At 72.2% G+C, this 16230-nt stretch carries 11 protein-coding genes; 7 read left to right on the forward strand and 4 right to left on the reverse strand.

Annotated elements, in window-relative coordinates; genetic code table 11:
• The first annotated feature begins 243 nt into the window (after positions 1-243).
• From OV090_RS33260 to OV090_RS33280, 5 genes are all read left to right on the forward strand, one after another.
• Positions 244-2412 carry a hypothetical protein gene (locus OV090_RS33260; RefSeq protein ID WP_267708700.1) on the forward strand — a complete coding sequence of 723 codons (2169 nt, stop codon included), beginning with the start codon at positions 244-246 and terminating at the stop codon, positions 2410-2412.
• 107 nt (positions 2413-2519) lie between these two features.
• Positions 2520-3350 (forward strand): polyamine aminopropyltransferase, encoded by an 831-nt coding sequence (gene speE, locus OV090_RS33265; RefSeq protein WP_267708701.1) that lies wholly within the window; start codon positions 2520-2522, stop codon positions 3348-3350.
• Positions 3351-3427: 77 nt separating this feature from the next.
• A complete protein-coding gene (locus tag OV090_RS33270; RefSeq protein WP_267708702.1) occupies positions 3428-4834 on the forward strand; it encodes a hypothetical protein in 1407 nt (468 codons plus the stop codon).
• 39 nt (positions 4835-4873) lie between these two features.
• Positions 4874-6385: a hypothetical protein gene (locus tag OV090_RS33275; RefSeq protein WP_267708703.1), complete on the forward strand. Its 1512-nt coding sequence runs from the start codon at positions 4874-4876 to the stop codon at positions 6383-6385.
• A gap of 9 nt (positions 6386-6394) precedes the next feature.
• Positions 6395-7135 (forward strand): hypothetical protein, encoded by a 741-nt coding sequence (locus OV090_RS33280; protein WP_267708704.1) that lies wholly within the window; start codon positions 6395-6397, stop codon positions 7133-7135.
• A gap of 48 nt (positions 7136-7183) precedes the next feature.
• On the opposite strand, the gene OV090_RS33285 is transcribed toward OV090_RS33280, so the two are convergent.
• A complete protein-coding gene (locus OV090_RS33285; protein ID WP_267708705.1) occupies positions 7184-7600 on the reverse strand; it encodes an inorganic diphosphatase in 417 nt (138 codons plus the stop codon).
• Between the two features lie 79 nt (positions 7601-7679).
• Complete coding sequence (locus tag OV090_RS33290; RefSeq protein ID WP_267708706.1) at positions 7680-8576, reverse strand: hypothetical protein; 897 nt, start codon at positions 8574-8576, stop codon at positions 7680-7682.
• Between the two features lie 96 nt (positions 8577-8672).
• On the opposite strand from OV090_RS33290, the gene OV090_RS33295 reads away from it, so the two are divergent.
• A complete protein-coding gene (locus tag OV090_RS33295; protein WP_267708707.1) occupies positions 8673-10259 on the forward strand; it encodes a serine/threonine-protein kinase in 1587 nt (528 codons plus the stop codon).
• Between the two features lie 224 nt (positions 10260-10483).
• Here OV090_RS33295 and OV090_RS33300 read toward each other — a convergent pair whose 3' ends face one another.
• Entirely contained in the window at positions 10484-12019 is a 1536-nt protein-coding gene (locus OV090_RS33300) for a hypothetical protein (protein WP_267708708.1), read from the reverse strand.
• Positions 12020-12112: 93 nt separating this feature from the next.
• A complete protein-coding gene (locus OV090_RS33305) occupies positions 12113-12637 on the reverse strand; it encodes a hypothetical protein (RefSeq protein ID WP_267708709.1) in 525 nt (174 codons plus the stop codon).
• Positions 12638-13364: 727 nt separating this feature from the next.
• Between OV090_RS33305 and OV090_RS33310 the strand changes: the two genes are divergently transcribed.
• Positions 13365-16091: a trypsin-like peptidase domain-containing protein gene (locus tag OV090_RS33310; protein ID WP_267708710.1), complete on the forward strand. Its 2727-nt coding sequence runs from the start codon at positions 13365-13367 to the stop codon at positions 16089-16091.
• Positions 16092-16230: the final 139 nt, after the last annotated feature.

The raw sequence follows: 16230 nt of genomic DNA on the forward strand, positions 1-16230 counted from the left end.
CGCGCCTACGTTTTGTGGAACACTCAAAGGCTGCCGGTTGTCCGGGCCAGCACGCAAGGCGGGTTTATGGCGAACCAGGATCCTCGTACTCCTTCTCGACCGACCGGGGCTCCGACCCGGTCCCTCTCCCAACGACTTCGTCCCTTCCTCCGCCGCGACCTCCGGTCGCGCACCGCCTCGGCCCTGGTCGCCGCGACCCTGATCAGCGGCCTCACATGGCTCGGGACCTCCGCGCTGACGCGCATGGACAGCCCCGCCGCTCAGGACGTGCGGGTCGCCGTCGGCCTCGAGGACGCCTGGGCCGTGTGCGACGGCCCGCAGATGCCGCGCTGCAGCTTCGACGACCGCGAGCAGGCCGTCGTCGACCGCGAGTTCGCCGCCCAGCAGCGCGTGCGGATCGCCGTCTTGACCGAGCTGCGAGCGCGCGTCGACCAGGTCGTCCGCAACCTCGACCGCGCCGAGTCGATCCTGCGCCGCGAGACCGTCGACCTGCGCGGCGACCTCCTCGGCGGGCGCCAGGACCTGCAGGAGCTCCTGCTCACCACCGTCGATCTTCGCCCGCTGACCACCCGCGACGAGGATCTGGCCCGCACCGCCGCGCTGCAGGCCGCCGCCTTCGCGGTCGACGTCGACAACGGCAAGCTCGGCGAGCCCGCCGGTCCGCTGCTGCGCGAGCTCGGGGCCCAGCGCCGTCAGCTGACCGCCCTCGCCGCTCGCGTCGATCGCCTCGAGCGGCGCGACGGCGCCGTCGCCATCGACACCAACGGCACCGATCGCCAGGCGCTGTGGGCCGACCTCTTCAACAACGACCCGTACGGCGACGGCGGCCAGCTCGCCAGCTGGGTGCTGAGCTCGGGCGGCCTGCCGCACATCTCCAACACCCTCGCCAACCTCGCCCAGGGCGACATGCGGACCCTCGCCGAGGCCGTGTTCAACCCCGGCGCCGCGCTGTGGCAGGGCGGCCTCGTCGATCCGATCGCCGAGTTCACCGCGCTGCAGAAGCCCTCGGTCCGCTACCGTTCGCCGGTCTCCGAGAGCCAGCGCGGCCAGCTGATCGGCTCGGTGCTGTTCGGCTTCGCCGCCTTCATGCTCCTGCTCGTCGGCCCGGTCGTCACCGCCACGCACACCGCTCGTGAGCGCGAGGCCGGCACCTTGCCCGTCCTGCGCATGACCGGCCTGTCCGCGGGTGACCTCGCCCTCGCCATGTCGGTCGGGCCCAACGTGTTCGCCATGGTCGCCGGCGCCTTGCTGCTGCTGCCCGCGCTCGCGCTGCTCGGCCTCACCGTCGGCGTCGCCCCGCTGCTGCTGCCGCTCGGCCTCCTGGTGCTCTTCACCGGCGCCACGCACCTCACCGCCATCGGCCTCGGCGACGCGCTCGGCCAGCGGGTCAATGCCCTGCTCGTCGGCGCCTTGATGGCCGTCGGCATCGCCGGCGCCGGCCTCTTCGGCACCGCGCTCGTCGGCGCCAACATCGCCAGCGCCGGCCTCCTCCTCGGCCCGCTGCCCGCGGTGCTCGGCGGGATCCTCGGCTTCACCGGCCTGCCCGGCTCCGCCGACCTCGTCACCGCCGGCGACCCCGAGCTCGGCTCCTCCTTCCTCGCCTACGCCGTCGGCACGCAGGTCATGCTCGCCACGATCTGCCTGTTCAGCTGGCGCCGGCGCGTCGAGCAGGCCTGGGCTCCGCTGTTCCGCCCCGCCGAGGGCATCGCGCTCGCGCTCGCGTGCGTCGGTTGCTCGGGTCTCACGCTGCTCGACCTCTCGTCGCGCACCAACACCCAGACCTTCGACGGCCTCAACCTCGTCACCTTCCTCGCCAGCGGCTTCCTGCTGCCGGTGCTCGGCTGGTTGCTGGTCGCCAGCCTGCGCCGTCCGGCCCGGGCGCACGCCGTGCCGAGCCACGTCGAGGCCCGCGGCGCCTTCCTGCGGTTCCAGGGCGTCCTCACCGTCGCCATGCTCGTGGTCGGCTTCGCCTACAGCGCGGTGATGCAGCGCAACGGCCTCGCCGGCGAGCAGAGCGAGATCATGTACGCCACCCTGACCCAGGTCCTGCTGATCGCCGAGACCGCGGTCGCCACCCTGCTGCTCGCCTCGCGCAAGCGCGACGGCAAGCTCGGCATCGGCATGATGGGCGGCGCCCTGCTCCTCCTGCAGATCGTCTTCGCGGTGCTGGTCTACCGTCTCGAGGTCGACCACGTCGCCCTCACGCACAGCGCCGGCATGCCGTTCCTCTACGGCATGAACGCCTCGCCCTACTGGATCGCCCTCATGATCCTCACCTGGGGCGCGGGCTTCGGCCTCATCCTCACCGCCCTCCTGCGTGAGCGCGACCAGGCCCGCGCTGCCGCGGCCGACGCCGACGAGCAGGCGGACGAGGACGCCGACGAGGAGCGCCGCGGTCGCTGGCTGCACTGATCCTCTGCGTCTCGGGCCGCGGTCGTCGACTGCGGCTTGAGTCCCGGGCGGCGGCAGGGCTATAAGGCCCAGCCTCCGCCCGGAGCCCGTTAAAGGACCCTGCGCCCATGCCCTGGTTGTACGAGCACTACCACGACCTCTCCGCGATCGGCCTCCACGTCACCGACAAGGTCCACGAGGAGCAGAGCCCCTTCCAGCGCATCGAGGTCTACGACACCAAGGGTCACGGCCGCCTGCTCATGCTCGACGGCATGGTCATGCTGACCGAGCTCGACGAGTTCGTGTACCACGAGCTCATCAGCCACATCCCGCTGTGCATCCATCGCGACCCGAAGCGCGTGCTCGTCGTCGGCGGTGGCGACGGCGGCACCGTGCGCGAGGTGCTGCGGCACCCCGGCGTCGAGCGGGTCGTCCTGTGCGAGATCGACGAGCGAGTCACGCGCGTCTGCCAGCAGTGGATCCCCGCCGTCGCCGGGCGCCTCGACGATCCGCGCGTCGAGCTCGTGTTCGCCGACGCCGTCGAGTACGTCCGCAACAACCCCGGCAGCTTCGACGCCATCCTCGTCGACAGCTCCGAGCCGATCGGCCCCGCCGCCGGTCTGTTCGGCGGGGCCTTCTTCGCCGATCTTCACCGCGCCTTGCGGCCCGGCGGCATCGTCAGCGCCCAGACCGAGTCGCCGTTTTACGCCGCCGACACCGTGCGCGGCGTCTTCAAGGAGCTGCGCGGCGTCTTCAAGGGTGTTCACGCCTATTACGGCAGCATCCCCACCTATCCGAGCGGGTGCTGGACCTTCGCCCTCGCGGGCGACGACTTCCGCCTCACCGACCTCGATCCGGCTCGCCTCGCCGCGGTCGCCGGGCGCTACGTCGGCCCGAGCCTCGGCCTCGGCGCCTTCGCCTTGCCCGAGTTCGTGCGGCGACTCGTTGAGGGCGACTGACACCAGCGAATACGGGTGATCACACACACGCAGCGCGCGCTGCGTCGTTGTGAAGGCCGTCTGGTACCGTCGCCACGATGGCCCCTCAAAACGCCCGCACCCGGTTTTCCTGCCTCGTACTGACGCTGTTGTTCGTGCCCGGGTCGGCCCTGGCGGGCCAGCCCGACGACGTCGCCGCGGCGATCCCGATCACCTCGCCGTTCCACGAGCCGCTGGTGTTCGGCGCCGATCTCGAGCAGCCCCCGGTGCAGGCGGGCGAGTGGATCGTCTTCGCCAACTTCGACGGCGCCGACATGAACGGCTGCGGCTGGGGCAACAACAGCCCGCAGGACAACTGCTCCACCATCTTCCAGGGTCAGGTCTTGCCGTTCACGGGCGACCTCGGCCGACGGGCCGCCGTCGTCCAGGTCATGCGCAACGACCTCGGCAAGTTCAACATCCACGTCACCGACGTCCGCCCGGCCAGCGGCGACTACGACATGGAGATGATCGGCGACTGGAACCCTGCCCCGGGCGGCGGCTTCGCCGGGGTCGCCCCGAGCATCGACTGTTTCAACAGCGACGGCGGCGAAGTCAGCTTCACCCTCGACTACACCAGCTCGCCGACCGGCATCGCCAAGGCGGTGCTGCAGGAGATCGCCCACACCTGGGGCCTCGAGCACGTCGAGTCGAAGTCCGACCTCCTCTACCCCACCACCCAGAGCGTCCCCGACCCGACCTTCGTCGACGAGTGCTTCCAGATCGTCCGCCTCGACGACAGCAACGAGCCGGTGCCCGAGAACAACATCCAGTGCCCCAACCAGCACTCGCAGTTCTGCAACGGGAGCAACTTCCAGAACAGCTACCAGGAGCTCCTCCAGATCTTCGGCCCCGGTGCGCCCGACCTGACCGCGCCGACGCTCGAGATCACCGCGCCGGCCGAGGGCGCCGAGATCGACCCCAAGTTCGACCTCAAGCTCACCGCCGCCGACAACCTGAGCCCGCAGCTGCTCACGCTGTCGCTCAAGATCGACGGCCCGAGCGCCGCCGAGCTTGACCCGACCGCGTGGCCCAGCCCCTCCGATCTGACCTTCCCGATCGCCGGCCTCGCCCCCGGCGAGTACACGGTCACCGCCACCGTCCACGACGAGGACAACAACGAGACGATCGACACCGTCCACTTCACCGTCAAGGGTGAGCCCGTCCCCGGCACCACCGGCGACGACAGCACCACCGGCCAGCCCGGCACCACCACCGGCGACGACACCACCACCGGCGACGACACCACCACCGGCGAGGCCCCCACCACGGGCGACGGCAGCGGCGACCCGACCACCGGCGTCACCAGCGCGACCGGCGGCGTCACGGACTCGGCCACCACGGGCGACCAGAGCGGCGGCGACGACGGCTGCGCCTGTCGATCGGACCTCGCTCCGACCTCCGGCGCCCCGGCCCTGCTCCTGCTCCTGGGCCTCGCGCGCGGGCGTCGGCGCGCCCGCGCCTAGCCCACTGCGCGGCCGCGCCAAACCGCGTACCCTGGCCCCGTGAACCTCGCCCTCGCCCCCGCCCTGCTCGCCGCGCTGACCCGCGCCGGCGACCCGGGCGCGGGCGCGAGTGCTGTCCCCGAGGCCCTGTCCCGAAGTACAGCCGCCCTGGTCGACTCTGCTGTCCCCGCGGCCCTGTCCCAAAGTACAGCCGATGCCGCGGCCTCGCGGCCCGCCTCGCCTGTCCCTTCGGCCCTGTCCCAAAGCGCAGGCGGCACATCTCGGTCGGCCTCGACTGTCTCCGCCGCCATGTCCCAAAGCACAGCCGCCGCGACGGATCCGTCCCGAAGTACAGCCCTCGACCTCCGCACGAGCGCCGCCCGCCCCGCCGCAGAGCCCCTGCGCCCCGCCTTCACCCCGCCGCTCGCCGCCCGCGGCCTCGACGCCTTGCCGGCCGAGCCCGGCACTCCGCACACCCTCTACGTCAACTTCGACGGCGCCGTCCTGCGGCGCGGCTGCGGCAACGACTCGCGCCACGACTGCAGCACCCTCGCCGACATGTTCGACGGCTACATCGGCCCGTTCGTCGGCACCGAGGCGCGGCGGGTCGCCATCATCGAGTCGGTGCGCAAGGACCTGCGGGAGATCGGCGTGCGCACCACCTGGCGGCGCCCGCCCGACGATCCCGGCTACACCATGGTCCTCTACGGCGACATCGGCGCCCAGGACTTCGCCGGCATCGCCCCGTACATCGACTGCGGCAACCTGTGGGCCAACGACACCTGCTTCGCCGGCGCCTTCCAGGGCTCGAACACCGGCGCCACCATCATCTTGCAGGAGGCCGCGCACACCTGGGGGCTCGAGCACGTCAACAGCCCGTTCGACAACCTGCACCCGTTCGTCGAGGCGCCGACCCCGTACTTCCAGGATCAGTGCAACAAGATCGTCGCCAACACCGACCTCGTCGAGACCGCCGGCGTGTGCAACCTGGTCCACGAGATGTTCTGTGAGACCGGCTATCAGAACAGCTTCCAGGAGCTGCTCTACCTGTTCGGCCCGGCCCAGCCCGACATCGTCGCGCCGACCCTGAAGCTGACCAGCCCCGTCAACGAATCCTTCCACGTGCTGCCGGTCGAGCTCTCGCTCTACGGCGACGTCGACGACGACCTCGAGCCGCAGTTCTACGCCGTCGACATCCAGCAGGACGGCCAGACGATCTTCAGCGACGAGGCGCTCCGCGTCGACCTGCGGCTCAAGAACCCGCCGCCGGGCACCTACGACCTGCTCGTCACCGTCCGCGACGAGGGCGGCAACGCCGGCAGCGACCGCGTGCGCTTCACGATCCTCCCCGAGGGCAGCGAAGATCCGGACAGCACCACCGGCGACGTCGACGGCACCGGCGACACCGGTGACACCGGCGAGACCGGCGGCCTGTCCGAGCAACAAGGCTGCGACCTCGGCATCACCGCGGGCGGCCCGGCCTGGCTCGTCGTGCTCGCGCTCGGGCGCCGGCGCCGGCGCTCGCTCGCGGCCCGCGACACCGCGCTGGCAACCCCGTCCGCGCCGCGCTAAAGGAGACCCGTGACGCACCGCCTGCGCCTCGCCCCGTTCGCCCTCGTGTTCCTCGTCGCCTGTCCGCAAGCACAGGCGCCCGCGCCCACGCCCAGCGTCGGCGGCGCGCACCCGGCCCCGGCCGACCCGCGCGTCGTCGAGGACTCCGGCGATCTCTACGCCGCCCAGAGCGCCCCGAGCGTGGCCAAGCAGCCCGAGGCCGAGCCGGTCAAGTCGCCGGGCACCGGTCGCCCCGACGAGACCAACGGTGTCTGCCGCCTCTACGCCCCCGAGCTGCCCGACCCGGGTTGCTGCGAGCACACTCTCGGCTTCGACAGCAAGGTCGCCGCCGAGACCTGCGGCCTGCAGGTCTACCTCGGCGAGTCCTACCACAACAGCTGCGGCTTCTACTTCGTACCCCAGCCCAACACCCCGGCGCAGTGGTTCCGGATCGCCACCATCATCGGCGACACCCCGCAGAAGGCCGCCGAGGACAACCTCTACACCATGCGGCGCACCGACCCGAAGGTCACCGTCGAGCCCGTTCCCGACGTCCCCGGCGCCTTCTGGACCAAGCAGAACGAGTACCGCTGGGCCTTCTTGCCCGGCTGGAAGACCGTCCGCATGTTCGCGTGGAAGACCACGAGCTGCAGCGACGACAAGATCGGCGGCCTGCTCCGCCACATCATCGCCGCCCCCGAAGCGGTCACCGCCCCGCGCCGCGACGGCCTCGTCCCCGTCGCCACCCCGCCGCCCGCGCCTGCCCCCTGAGACATGTCCTGAGGGACATCGACGCGACCGGCCGTTCGTGTGCCCCCGTCAGCCCGCGCGCCAGCCGTCAAAGCGCGTCGCCCCCGACAGCCCGCGCGCGGCCGCCAGCGCGCGCTTGCCGAGCGCGTAGACCCGGAAGAACAGCTCGATCCCGCCCCGCTGCGCGCGTGTCAGCGGCGCCGCGCTGAAGATCACCTTCGGGTCGTCCTGGTCGACGTCGACGAAGCCGACGATCGCCACCACCGCCAGCTCGACCTCGGCCCCGGCGGGCAGGCGGCGCCCGAGCACCACTGCGTCGAGCGGATCGCCGTCGCCCGACATGACCCCCGGGACATGTCCGTAGTTATAGGGGCACGGCAGCGGCGACACGAAGTCGACGCGCCCGTCGCTGCGGCGCTTGACGACGCTCCAGCGCGGATACTCGATCTTCACCCGGCAGCGCGCCCCGATCTCCGGCAGGTCCACGGCGGTGGTCTACGCCAGGCCTGCCGCCCCCGCAACCCGCATGTCCCATCATTCCTGTCCCGAGGTACATGCGCCTCGCTCAGAACTGCCCGAACGCCGCGATCCCGGCGCCGCCCGCTCCGAACGTCGGCGCCGCCCGGGCTGCCCGGCGCTTGCGCTCCTGCACGCGGTCGGCGAACAGCAGGCTCGCCCCCGCCAGCAAGATCCCCGCCCCCGCGGCCAGAGTCAGGTAGCCCGCGTCGTGGTAGCTCGCCAGCGCCGCGTCGGAGCAGTCGGGCGTCGTCGTCGTGCACTCCGCGCGGTACAGCAGCAGCCCCACGCCGACCGCCGACGTCAGCGCTCCGCCGACCGTCACGCCGAAGCCGGCGGCCAGCAGCTCGAGCGACGGCTCGGACGGCGCCGCCCAGCTCGTCTGTCCGCGCCACTGGCTCGGACGCGGCGGCGGCAGCCGCTTCAGCGCCGGCGTCGGCGTCGTCGGGCTCGCCGGCGCGGCCTCGCTCGTCTCGCTAGCCGCCGGCGCTTCGGTCGGTGCCGGCGGAGCGGCGCACGCGTCGCGACCGGCCGTCTGACTGGCCGCGCGCAGCGTCTGATCGATCTGGTCGGCCAGCCCCAGCGCGCGGCGGCGCAGCCGGATCGCCTCCGCCTTCTGCGGCCGCTCGAGGTAGTCGCGCACCACTCCTGCCGCGCGGCACATCGAGCTCGCCTCGCCGCCCTGCGCATGAGCCTGCTCGTACGCCGCCACTGTGTCGCTCAGCACATTGAAGAGATCGCGGCTCGCTCGCGGATCGAGCTCCGTCAGGCTGACGTAGACCCGCTCGAAGCAGGCCCCGGCCTCGCCGCTGCGACCGGCCTTGCGCAGCGCCTGGCAGCCCTCGTGATCGCGTCGCAGCGCCTCTGCGGCCGGGTTTGCGGCCTCGACCTGACCGCTCGTCAGCGCCAGCGCGCACGCCAGCGCCGTCATCCTGCGCCTCGCCATTACCTCAGTATCGACCACTTCGGCGTCATCGGCAGCGGTCGCTTCCGCGCCTTCCGGCCGCGCCGGAGCCGCCGCGCACACCTTTATACTCGCCCCATGGCGGGCGACGACGTCGACGGCACCGGCCCCACGCAGGCGAGCCCTGCGGGGGACGCCCCGACCGCCGTCGCCTCCGGCGTCACGCGCCGCCCCGACTCCCCTGACTCGCTGCTCGGGGGCGTCCTCGCCGGACGCTACCGCATCGATCGGCGCCTCGGCTCTGGCGGCATGGGGGCCGTCTACGCCGGCACGCACCTCCTGCTCGATCGACCGGTCGCAGTGAAGGTCATCAAGCCGCGCTTCGGCGACGACCCCGGGATCGCCCAGCGCTTCATTCAAGAGGCGCGCGCCGCCTCCGTCATCGCCCACGCGCACGTCGTCGAGATCACCGACTTCGGCGAGACCGACGGTGGCACCGCCTTCTTCGTCATGGAGCGGCTCGAGGGCGAGGACCTCGCCGCCACCGTCTCGCGCGAGGGGCCGCTGGCCTGGCAGCGCGTCGTCCACATCGGCGAGCAGATCGCCCGGGCCCTCGCCGCCGCGCACAAGCACGGCATCGTCCACCGCGACATCAAGCCGGCCAACTGCTTCCGCCTCACCCGCGACGACGACCCCGACTACATCAAGGTCCTCGACTTCGGCCTCGCCAAGGTCGTCGGCGGCGCCTCGCGGGGCGAAGACGCCTCGCTGACCCAGACCGGCGCCTTGCTCGGCACCCCCGGTTACATCGCCCCCGAGCTCTACCGCGGCCTCGCGGCCGATCACCGCGTCGACATCTACGCCCTCGGCGCGCTCATGCACAAGCTCCTCACCGGCGAGCTCCCGCCGATGCGCCTCGGCAGCGACGACCCGACCGAGCTCGCCCTGTCCGCGGTGCCACCTGGCCTTCAGGCCATCTTGCGCCGCGCCCTCGCCGACGATCCGTCCGCGCGTTACCCGACCGCCCAGGCCGTCGCCACCGACCTGCGCCACCTGGCCGCCGGGACAGGTGTCAGCCTCGACCCGGGCTCCGATCCGCCGGCCACGAGCGGCCCGCTGCTCGCCGTCAGCCACGACGCCCGCGGCCTCTCCTTCACCATCGGCGCCCCCTTGCTCGGCGCCCTCGTGCTCGGCCTCGGCCTGTTCGCGTTCTTCAGCCTGCGCGCCGGCAGCTTGCCGCCCGCCGAGCCCACCGGCGTGCCCGTCGAGCCCGCGCGCACCGGCGCCGAACCCGGACCGCCGCTCGCCACCCCCGAGCCCTCCGCCCCTCCACCCACGCCCACCGCGCCCGCAGAGCCGACCGCCGCCGAGCCGCCCACCCCGACGCCGCCCACTGCCGCCGACGTCGATCCTCCCCCGGCGCCCGTCGAGCCCGCCGCCACCACCGCCGACGAGCCCGAGGCGAAGCCCGTCAGCGCGCTTCCCAAGGGCAGCCGTGCGGCTGTCCAAAAGGCCATCCGCCGCCGCTGCGCCGGCACCTTCGACTACACCGTCAAGCTGGAGTGGAAGGCCGACGCCGAGGGCCGCCTGCTCCCCGGCTCGGCCAGGGTCGTCGGCACCCCGCTGCACAACGACGCAGAGAGCTGCGCCCTGCGCCAGCTCGTCCGCAGCGAGTTCGCCTGGACCCCGGGCGAGACCTACACCCACGCCTTCAAGAGCGGCTGACCTGTCCCCCGGGACAGCCGCCGCCCGGCCCGGTCACGGCCCGGACCCGCTCACGTCGCTGGCGAGCGCCCGGCCGATGACCTGTCTCATCAGACAGCTCATCCACTCCCACGCCCCTCTCATCACCTGTCTCTTCAACCAGCCCACCCTCGGGCTAGCTCCGCCCGCAGCGACGATCCCCTGTCTCTTTGGCCAGCGACCCGAACGCCCGCTCCTCTCTCCAATCACCTGTCCCCGGAGCCAGCCTCATCGCTCCCCGCCCGCCACAGCGCCCGCGCCACCAGCCCCGCCGCCGCGAGCCCGACGAGCGCCACGATCGCAAACCCGATCAACAGTCCCGGGTGCCCCGCTCGCGTCAGCCGCACCGCCCCGAGCGCCAGCACGTCGGGCTGCAGCGACGAGAACCCCGCGATCGGGCTGGCCCACCACGCGAAGTGGGACGTCTCGAGCACCTGCCCGGCCGAGCGCGGGTCGTTCGTCAGCGCGATCATCCACTCGAAGATCGATCGCGTCGCCAGCCACCCGGTCAGCACCGCGCTCGCCGCCACCGCGAGCCAGAACAGCCGGCGCACCGAAGCAGCCCGCGGCGGCAGTTCCTCGATCGCCGCCGCGAAGCCGATCATGACGAACGGGATCACCGGCACCAGGTGACGCGGCCCCAGGCCCCACCCGCCGTACCAATCGGTGCGCGCCGACACCACCCACCAGCGCGTCACAAGCAGCGACAGCGCCAACCAAGTGGCAGCCGGCGCGCGACGCAGCGCTGCCCGCAGACCCATCAGCCCGAGCGTCGCCGCCGGCGCGTACAGCCACAGGCTCCGCCCCGGCGCCAGCATCTGCGCCCACAGTCCCGTCCACGGCCACGTCCACGCGCTGTAGTGGCCGAACCGTCCCGTCTCGAGCGGATCTCCGAAGCGCCACCACTGCCCGAGCAGCAGCAACCCGAGCCCGAGCCCTGCCAGCAGCGCCGCGCCGACGAGCCCGCGTCGCGTCGGAGCCAGACCTTTCAGACATGTCCCGAAGAACCTGCCCCTTGATTCCTGCTCCTTCGGACCTGCCCCGAGAGGCCACAGCGCGTACGCCGCCAGGCACGGCCAGGCCACCAGGTTGAGCACGTGGACGTGGACCGCGAAGCCGGCCGCGGCACCGGCCAGCCACAGTCGGCAATCGGCCGCGCCCGGCCGGCTGCCGCGGAGGGCACGCGCCTGCGCGATGGCCACGGCCGCCGCCAGCAGCACCATTGCCGACAGCGGCTCGCTGAGGAACGTGCGCGCATACGGCCATGCCGCCGTGCCCGTCGCGTACGCGACCCCCGTCCACAGGGCGGCCCGCCCCGAGAAACCGACCCACGCCAGCCAGCGGACCAGCAGCCAGGCAGTCGCCGCCGTCACGAAGCAGTGCGTCAGGCTGACCACCAGGTGGAGCCAGTCGGCCCGGGTCTCGCGCACGTGGAACGTGAAGTGGTCGGAGCGGACCGCGCGCGTCCAGGCGAACGGCACCTGCGGCGCGGTCGCGCGGGCCAGCGCGTACATCGGCGTCGCCACCAGCGACAGCCCGTGGCCGAAGAACCCGTAGCGGCGACCGTCCCGGCCCTCGGCCCAGCCGAACGTCCCCGGCGGTCGCCCTGGCGGCTCACCGGTGCGGTGGGCGATGCCGGCGATGGCGAACGAGCCGTGCTCGACCAGGCTCGCGGTGGTCTGGAACACGATCTCGTCGTCGGGGAACTGGATCCGGCCCGGCGCGGTCCACAAAAACAGCACGGCGCAGGCCGCAAAGAGAGCGGCTGCGCCGGGCGTACGCGGTGTTTGAGTTCTCGGGTCCAGGGGCCGAACCAGCTTCGGCGAGCGCAGCGACTAGCCGGAGGTGCCGCTGGAGCTGTTGCCCATGCACAGCGAGGTGTCGAAGGTGCAGGTCACCGGGTCGCAGCCGAGCGAACCGCCGGCGTTGCCGAGCGACTCGCAGGTGAACCCGTTGAGGTTGGCGCCGTCGCACTGCTCGTTCGGATCGATCTGGCCGTTGCCACAGCCGGCCGGGTCGGTCGTCTGGGTCGTCTGGCTCGTCTGCGTGCCCGTCGTCGACGTGTCGGTGTCGCCGGTGGTGGTCGTGTCCGGCAGCGTCGTCGAGGTCGGCCCGTTGGTGGTCGGCGCGATGGTCGTGCCGGTGGTCGTGTCCGGGCCGGTCGTCGGGTCGCCGGTCGTGGTGCTCGTGCCCGGCGCGCCGGTCGAGGTGTCCGTGCTGCTCGACGTGTCCGTGGTGTTGTTCGTGTTGCTGTTCTGGTTGTTGGTGCTGAAACCACTCCCAGTTTCGCCGTCGTCGCCACAGCCGGAGACGAGGCACAGCAAGGAAACGGAGCAAGCGAGCGTACGCCAGGCGATCATGGCGCCTTTATCCCAACGGCGCAGTCCGGGGGTCAAGAGAAAAGCGAGCACGGCCATGGATGCCCGCTTAGCCGCTTCAGAGACCTCTATCACGGGGTTTTCACGCCTCGCCATGCCAGTGGAGCCATCAGCACCCACGCGTCGTCACTGGCACACGCGCAGCGGCTGCAGCACCGACTTTGATGCTCGCCGAGTTGGTGAGTGAGCAGTCAGTAATCAGTCCGCGAAGCGAGACGGCCGAGCGCCACGCGGACCGCTCTGCGGGCCTTCAGGGCCGTTGCGGTGCTTCCACGCCGCGGTGCCTTCTCCTCCCGCAGTGTTCCTTCTTCACCGCGCTGGCATTTCCTGCGCCCGCGCGACGCGCTGTCGGCCCGTCCGCCTCGTCTGCCCGCACCACCTGGCCTTCGGGACAGCCGAGCATCCCGGGCACGCCGATCGGTTGCTCGCGCGGACACCCGACCGCGACCGCCGGGCGAGCGACGGCTCGGCTCGCTCGCTCGAGGCCGTGAATGACGCATACCCCGCCGCGACCCCGGTGCGGCCCGCGGAGCGAGCAGGAATCACCGCCTTCTCGACCGAAAATGCAGCAAGCGACAACCCTTCTATTTTCGGGCACTTGGCCACATGAACATCAAGCCGTTTCGAGCTGCTGTATCTCCGCCTTTGCGCCCCCCACCGCGCGAGTGCTACCACGATGCTTCACGTGACCCTATCTGAAGCTCCAGCCATGACCCCGACCTGGCGCGAGAGCCTGGAGCGCGTCTGTGCGGCCGTCGTCTCGGTCCGGATCGACGCTCCCCGTCCCTTCGACACCGAGTGGAACGGCAGCTCGCAGGCCACCGCGTTCGTCGTCGACGCCGAGCAGGGCCTCCTGCTCAGCAACCGCCACGTCGTCCAGCCCGGCCCCGTGGTCGCCGAGGCGGTGTTCCTCAACCACGAGGAGATCCCGCTGCGACCGGTCTACCGCGACCCGGTCCACGACTTCGGCTTCTTCCGCTACGACCCGGCGGCCCTGCGCTTCATCCGACCGCCCGCGCTGCGCCTGCGGCCCGACAAGGCGCTCGTCGGCACCGAGCTGCGCGTGGTCGGCAACGACGCCGGCGAGAAGCTCTCCATCCTCGCCGGCACGCTCGCTCGCGTCGATCGCCCAGCGCCGCTCTACGGGTCGAGCAAGTACAACGATTTCAATACGTTCTACCTGCAAGCTGCAAGTGGCGCGACAGGTGGATCTTCCGGCTCGCCGGTGGTCGACATCGAGGGCGACGTCATCGCCCTCAACGCCGGCAGCCGGACCCAGGCCGCCTCGAGCTTCTTCCTCCCGCTCGAGCGGGTGCTGCGCGCCTTCGAGCTGCTGCGTGCGGGTCAGCCGATCCCGCGCGGCACCTTGATGACAACCTTCTCGTACACCCCCTTCGACGAGCTGGCGCGCCTGGGCCTCCGCCCCGAGACCGAGCAGGCCTGCCGCGCCGCCGACCCGGGCGGGATCGGCCTCCTCATCGTCGACAAGCTGATCCCCGGCGGCGTCACCGACGGCCTGCTCGAGCCGGGGGACATCCTCCTGCGCGTCGACGGCGAGTTCATCCCCCGCTTCGTCCCGCTCGAGGCCCACCTCGACGCCTCGGTCGGCCAGACCATCACCCTCGAGCTCGAGCGCGGCGGCCGGCCGCTCACCGTCCGCGCCCGCGTCCACGACCTCCACGCCATCTCGCCCAGCACCTATCTCGAGATCGGCGGCGCGATCCTCCACGACCTCTCCTACCAGCGGGCCCGCAACCCCCAGGTCCCGCTGACCGGCGTCTACCTCGCCAACAGCGGCTACCTGTTCTCGCCCCTCGACCTCGACCGTGGCGCCGTGGTCCGCGCCATCGCCGGCGTGCCGACGCCGGATCTGGCCGCGGCCGAGGCCGTCCTCGGCAGCTTGCCGCACGCGGCCCCCTTCATGGTCCGCTGGATCGACCTCGACCAGCCGACCCGCGAGCACGTCACCGTCGTCACCATGGACCGGCGGTGGTTCGCCATGACCCGCTCGACCCGCGACGACGCCTCTGGCCGTTGGCCGTCGGCCGACGCCCCGCCCCCGCCGCAGCCTCCGCCGCGCACGCCCGTCACCACCAACCTGCCCCCGTCCGACGACGTCCGCGTGCAACAGGTCCAGCCCTCGCTGGTCACCGTCACCTGCAACATCCCCTACAAGATCGACGGCATCCACGCGACCCGCTTCGTCGGCGCCGGCCTGGTCGTCGACGCCCGGCGCGGGCTCGTGCTCGTCGACCGCAACACCGTCCCGATCGCCCTCGCCGACATCACTCTCACCGTCGCCGGCGCGGTCGAGATCCCGGGCGAGATCGCCTTCCTCCACCCGCACCACAACTACGCGATCCTCTCGTACGACCCGGCCCTCCTCGGCGACACGCCGATCCGCGCCGTCGACCTCGCGCCGCGTCCGCTCCACCCCGGCGACCCGGTGTGGCTCGTCGGGCTCAAGTCCGGCCACCGCGTGTTCGCCCAGAGCACGGCGGTCGCCGCAGTCGAGGCCGTCGACCTGCCGCTGCCGCGCCCGCCGCGGTTCCGCGCCATGAACCTCGAGCGGATCTCCCTCACCAGCGCCACCGCCTCGCTCGGCGGCGCCATCGTCGACAGCGAGGCCCGTGTCCTCGCCCTGTGGGCCGGCTTCTCCTACCAGGACGGCAAGGACCACCGCGTCGCCGAGTACGGCATCGCGGCCGACCTGTTCGCCGAGGCCATCGAGATCTTCCGCCGCGGCGAGTCACCGATCGTCTGCGACCTCGGGGTCGAGTTCGGCACCGTCACCCTCGCCGAGGCGCGCCACCGCGGCCTGTCCCCGGAGACAGCCGCCGAGCTCGAGGGCCACGACCCGCTGCGCCGCCAGGTGCTGGTCGTCCAGCGCCTGGCCGCGTTCGCCCGCGGCTGGCAAGCCGGCGACCTGGTCTTGCGGGCAGGTGGCGCCGCCGTCACCTCGGTCCGCGAGATCGAGCGATCGCTGCGCGGCGGTCGGGTCACCGTGCACCTGCTGCGCGACGGCAGGGAGCTGGACCTCGAGGTCGAGACGCGCCCCGACGACGGCCGCGGCACCGACCGCGTGCTGCACTGGGCCGGCGCGCTGCTGCAGGCGCCCCACCACGCCGCGCTGATCCAGCGCGCCGTCCCCGACGAGGGCGTGTACATCTCGCTCTACTGGTACGGCTCGCCCGCCAGCCGCTCGCGCCTCCGCGCCGCTCGCCGGATCGTCGCCGCCGAGGACCGCCCGACCCCCGACATCGACAGCTTCCTCGCCGCCGTCGCCGGCAAGCCCGACCGCGCCTCCGTCCGCCTCAAGACCGTCGACCTCGACGGCAAGGTCGACCTCCTCACCCTCCGCCTCGACCTCGAGTACTTCCCGACCTACGAGCTGCGCCGCACTCGCGACGGCTGGGTCCGCATCGAGCACAGCTGAGGCACCGCGGCATCCGCGAGCCGAGAGCCCGAAGGCCCCGCGCCTTCGGGCTCTTCGGTCTCGAGGAGACGTCATGCGCACCGTCGCTTCGCGCCCCGCGGAGCAGGGCGCGGTCGCGGCGTGCCTGTCCCAAAGAACA

It is taken from the genome of Nannocystis sp. RBIL2, from assembly GCF_026626745.1.
Lineage (GTDB): Bacteria > Myxococcota_A > Polyangia > Nannocystales > Nannocystaceae > Nannocystis.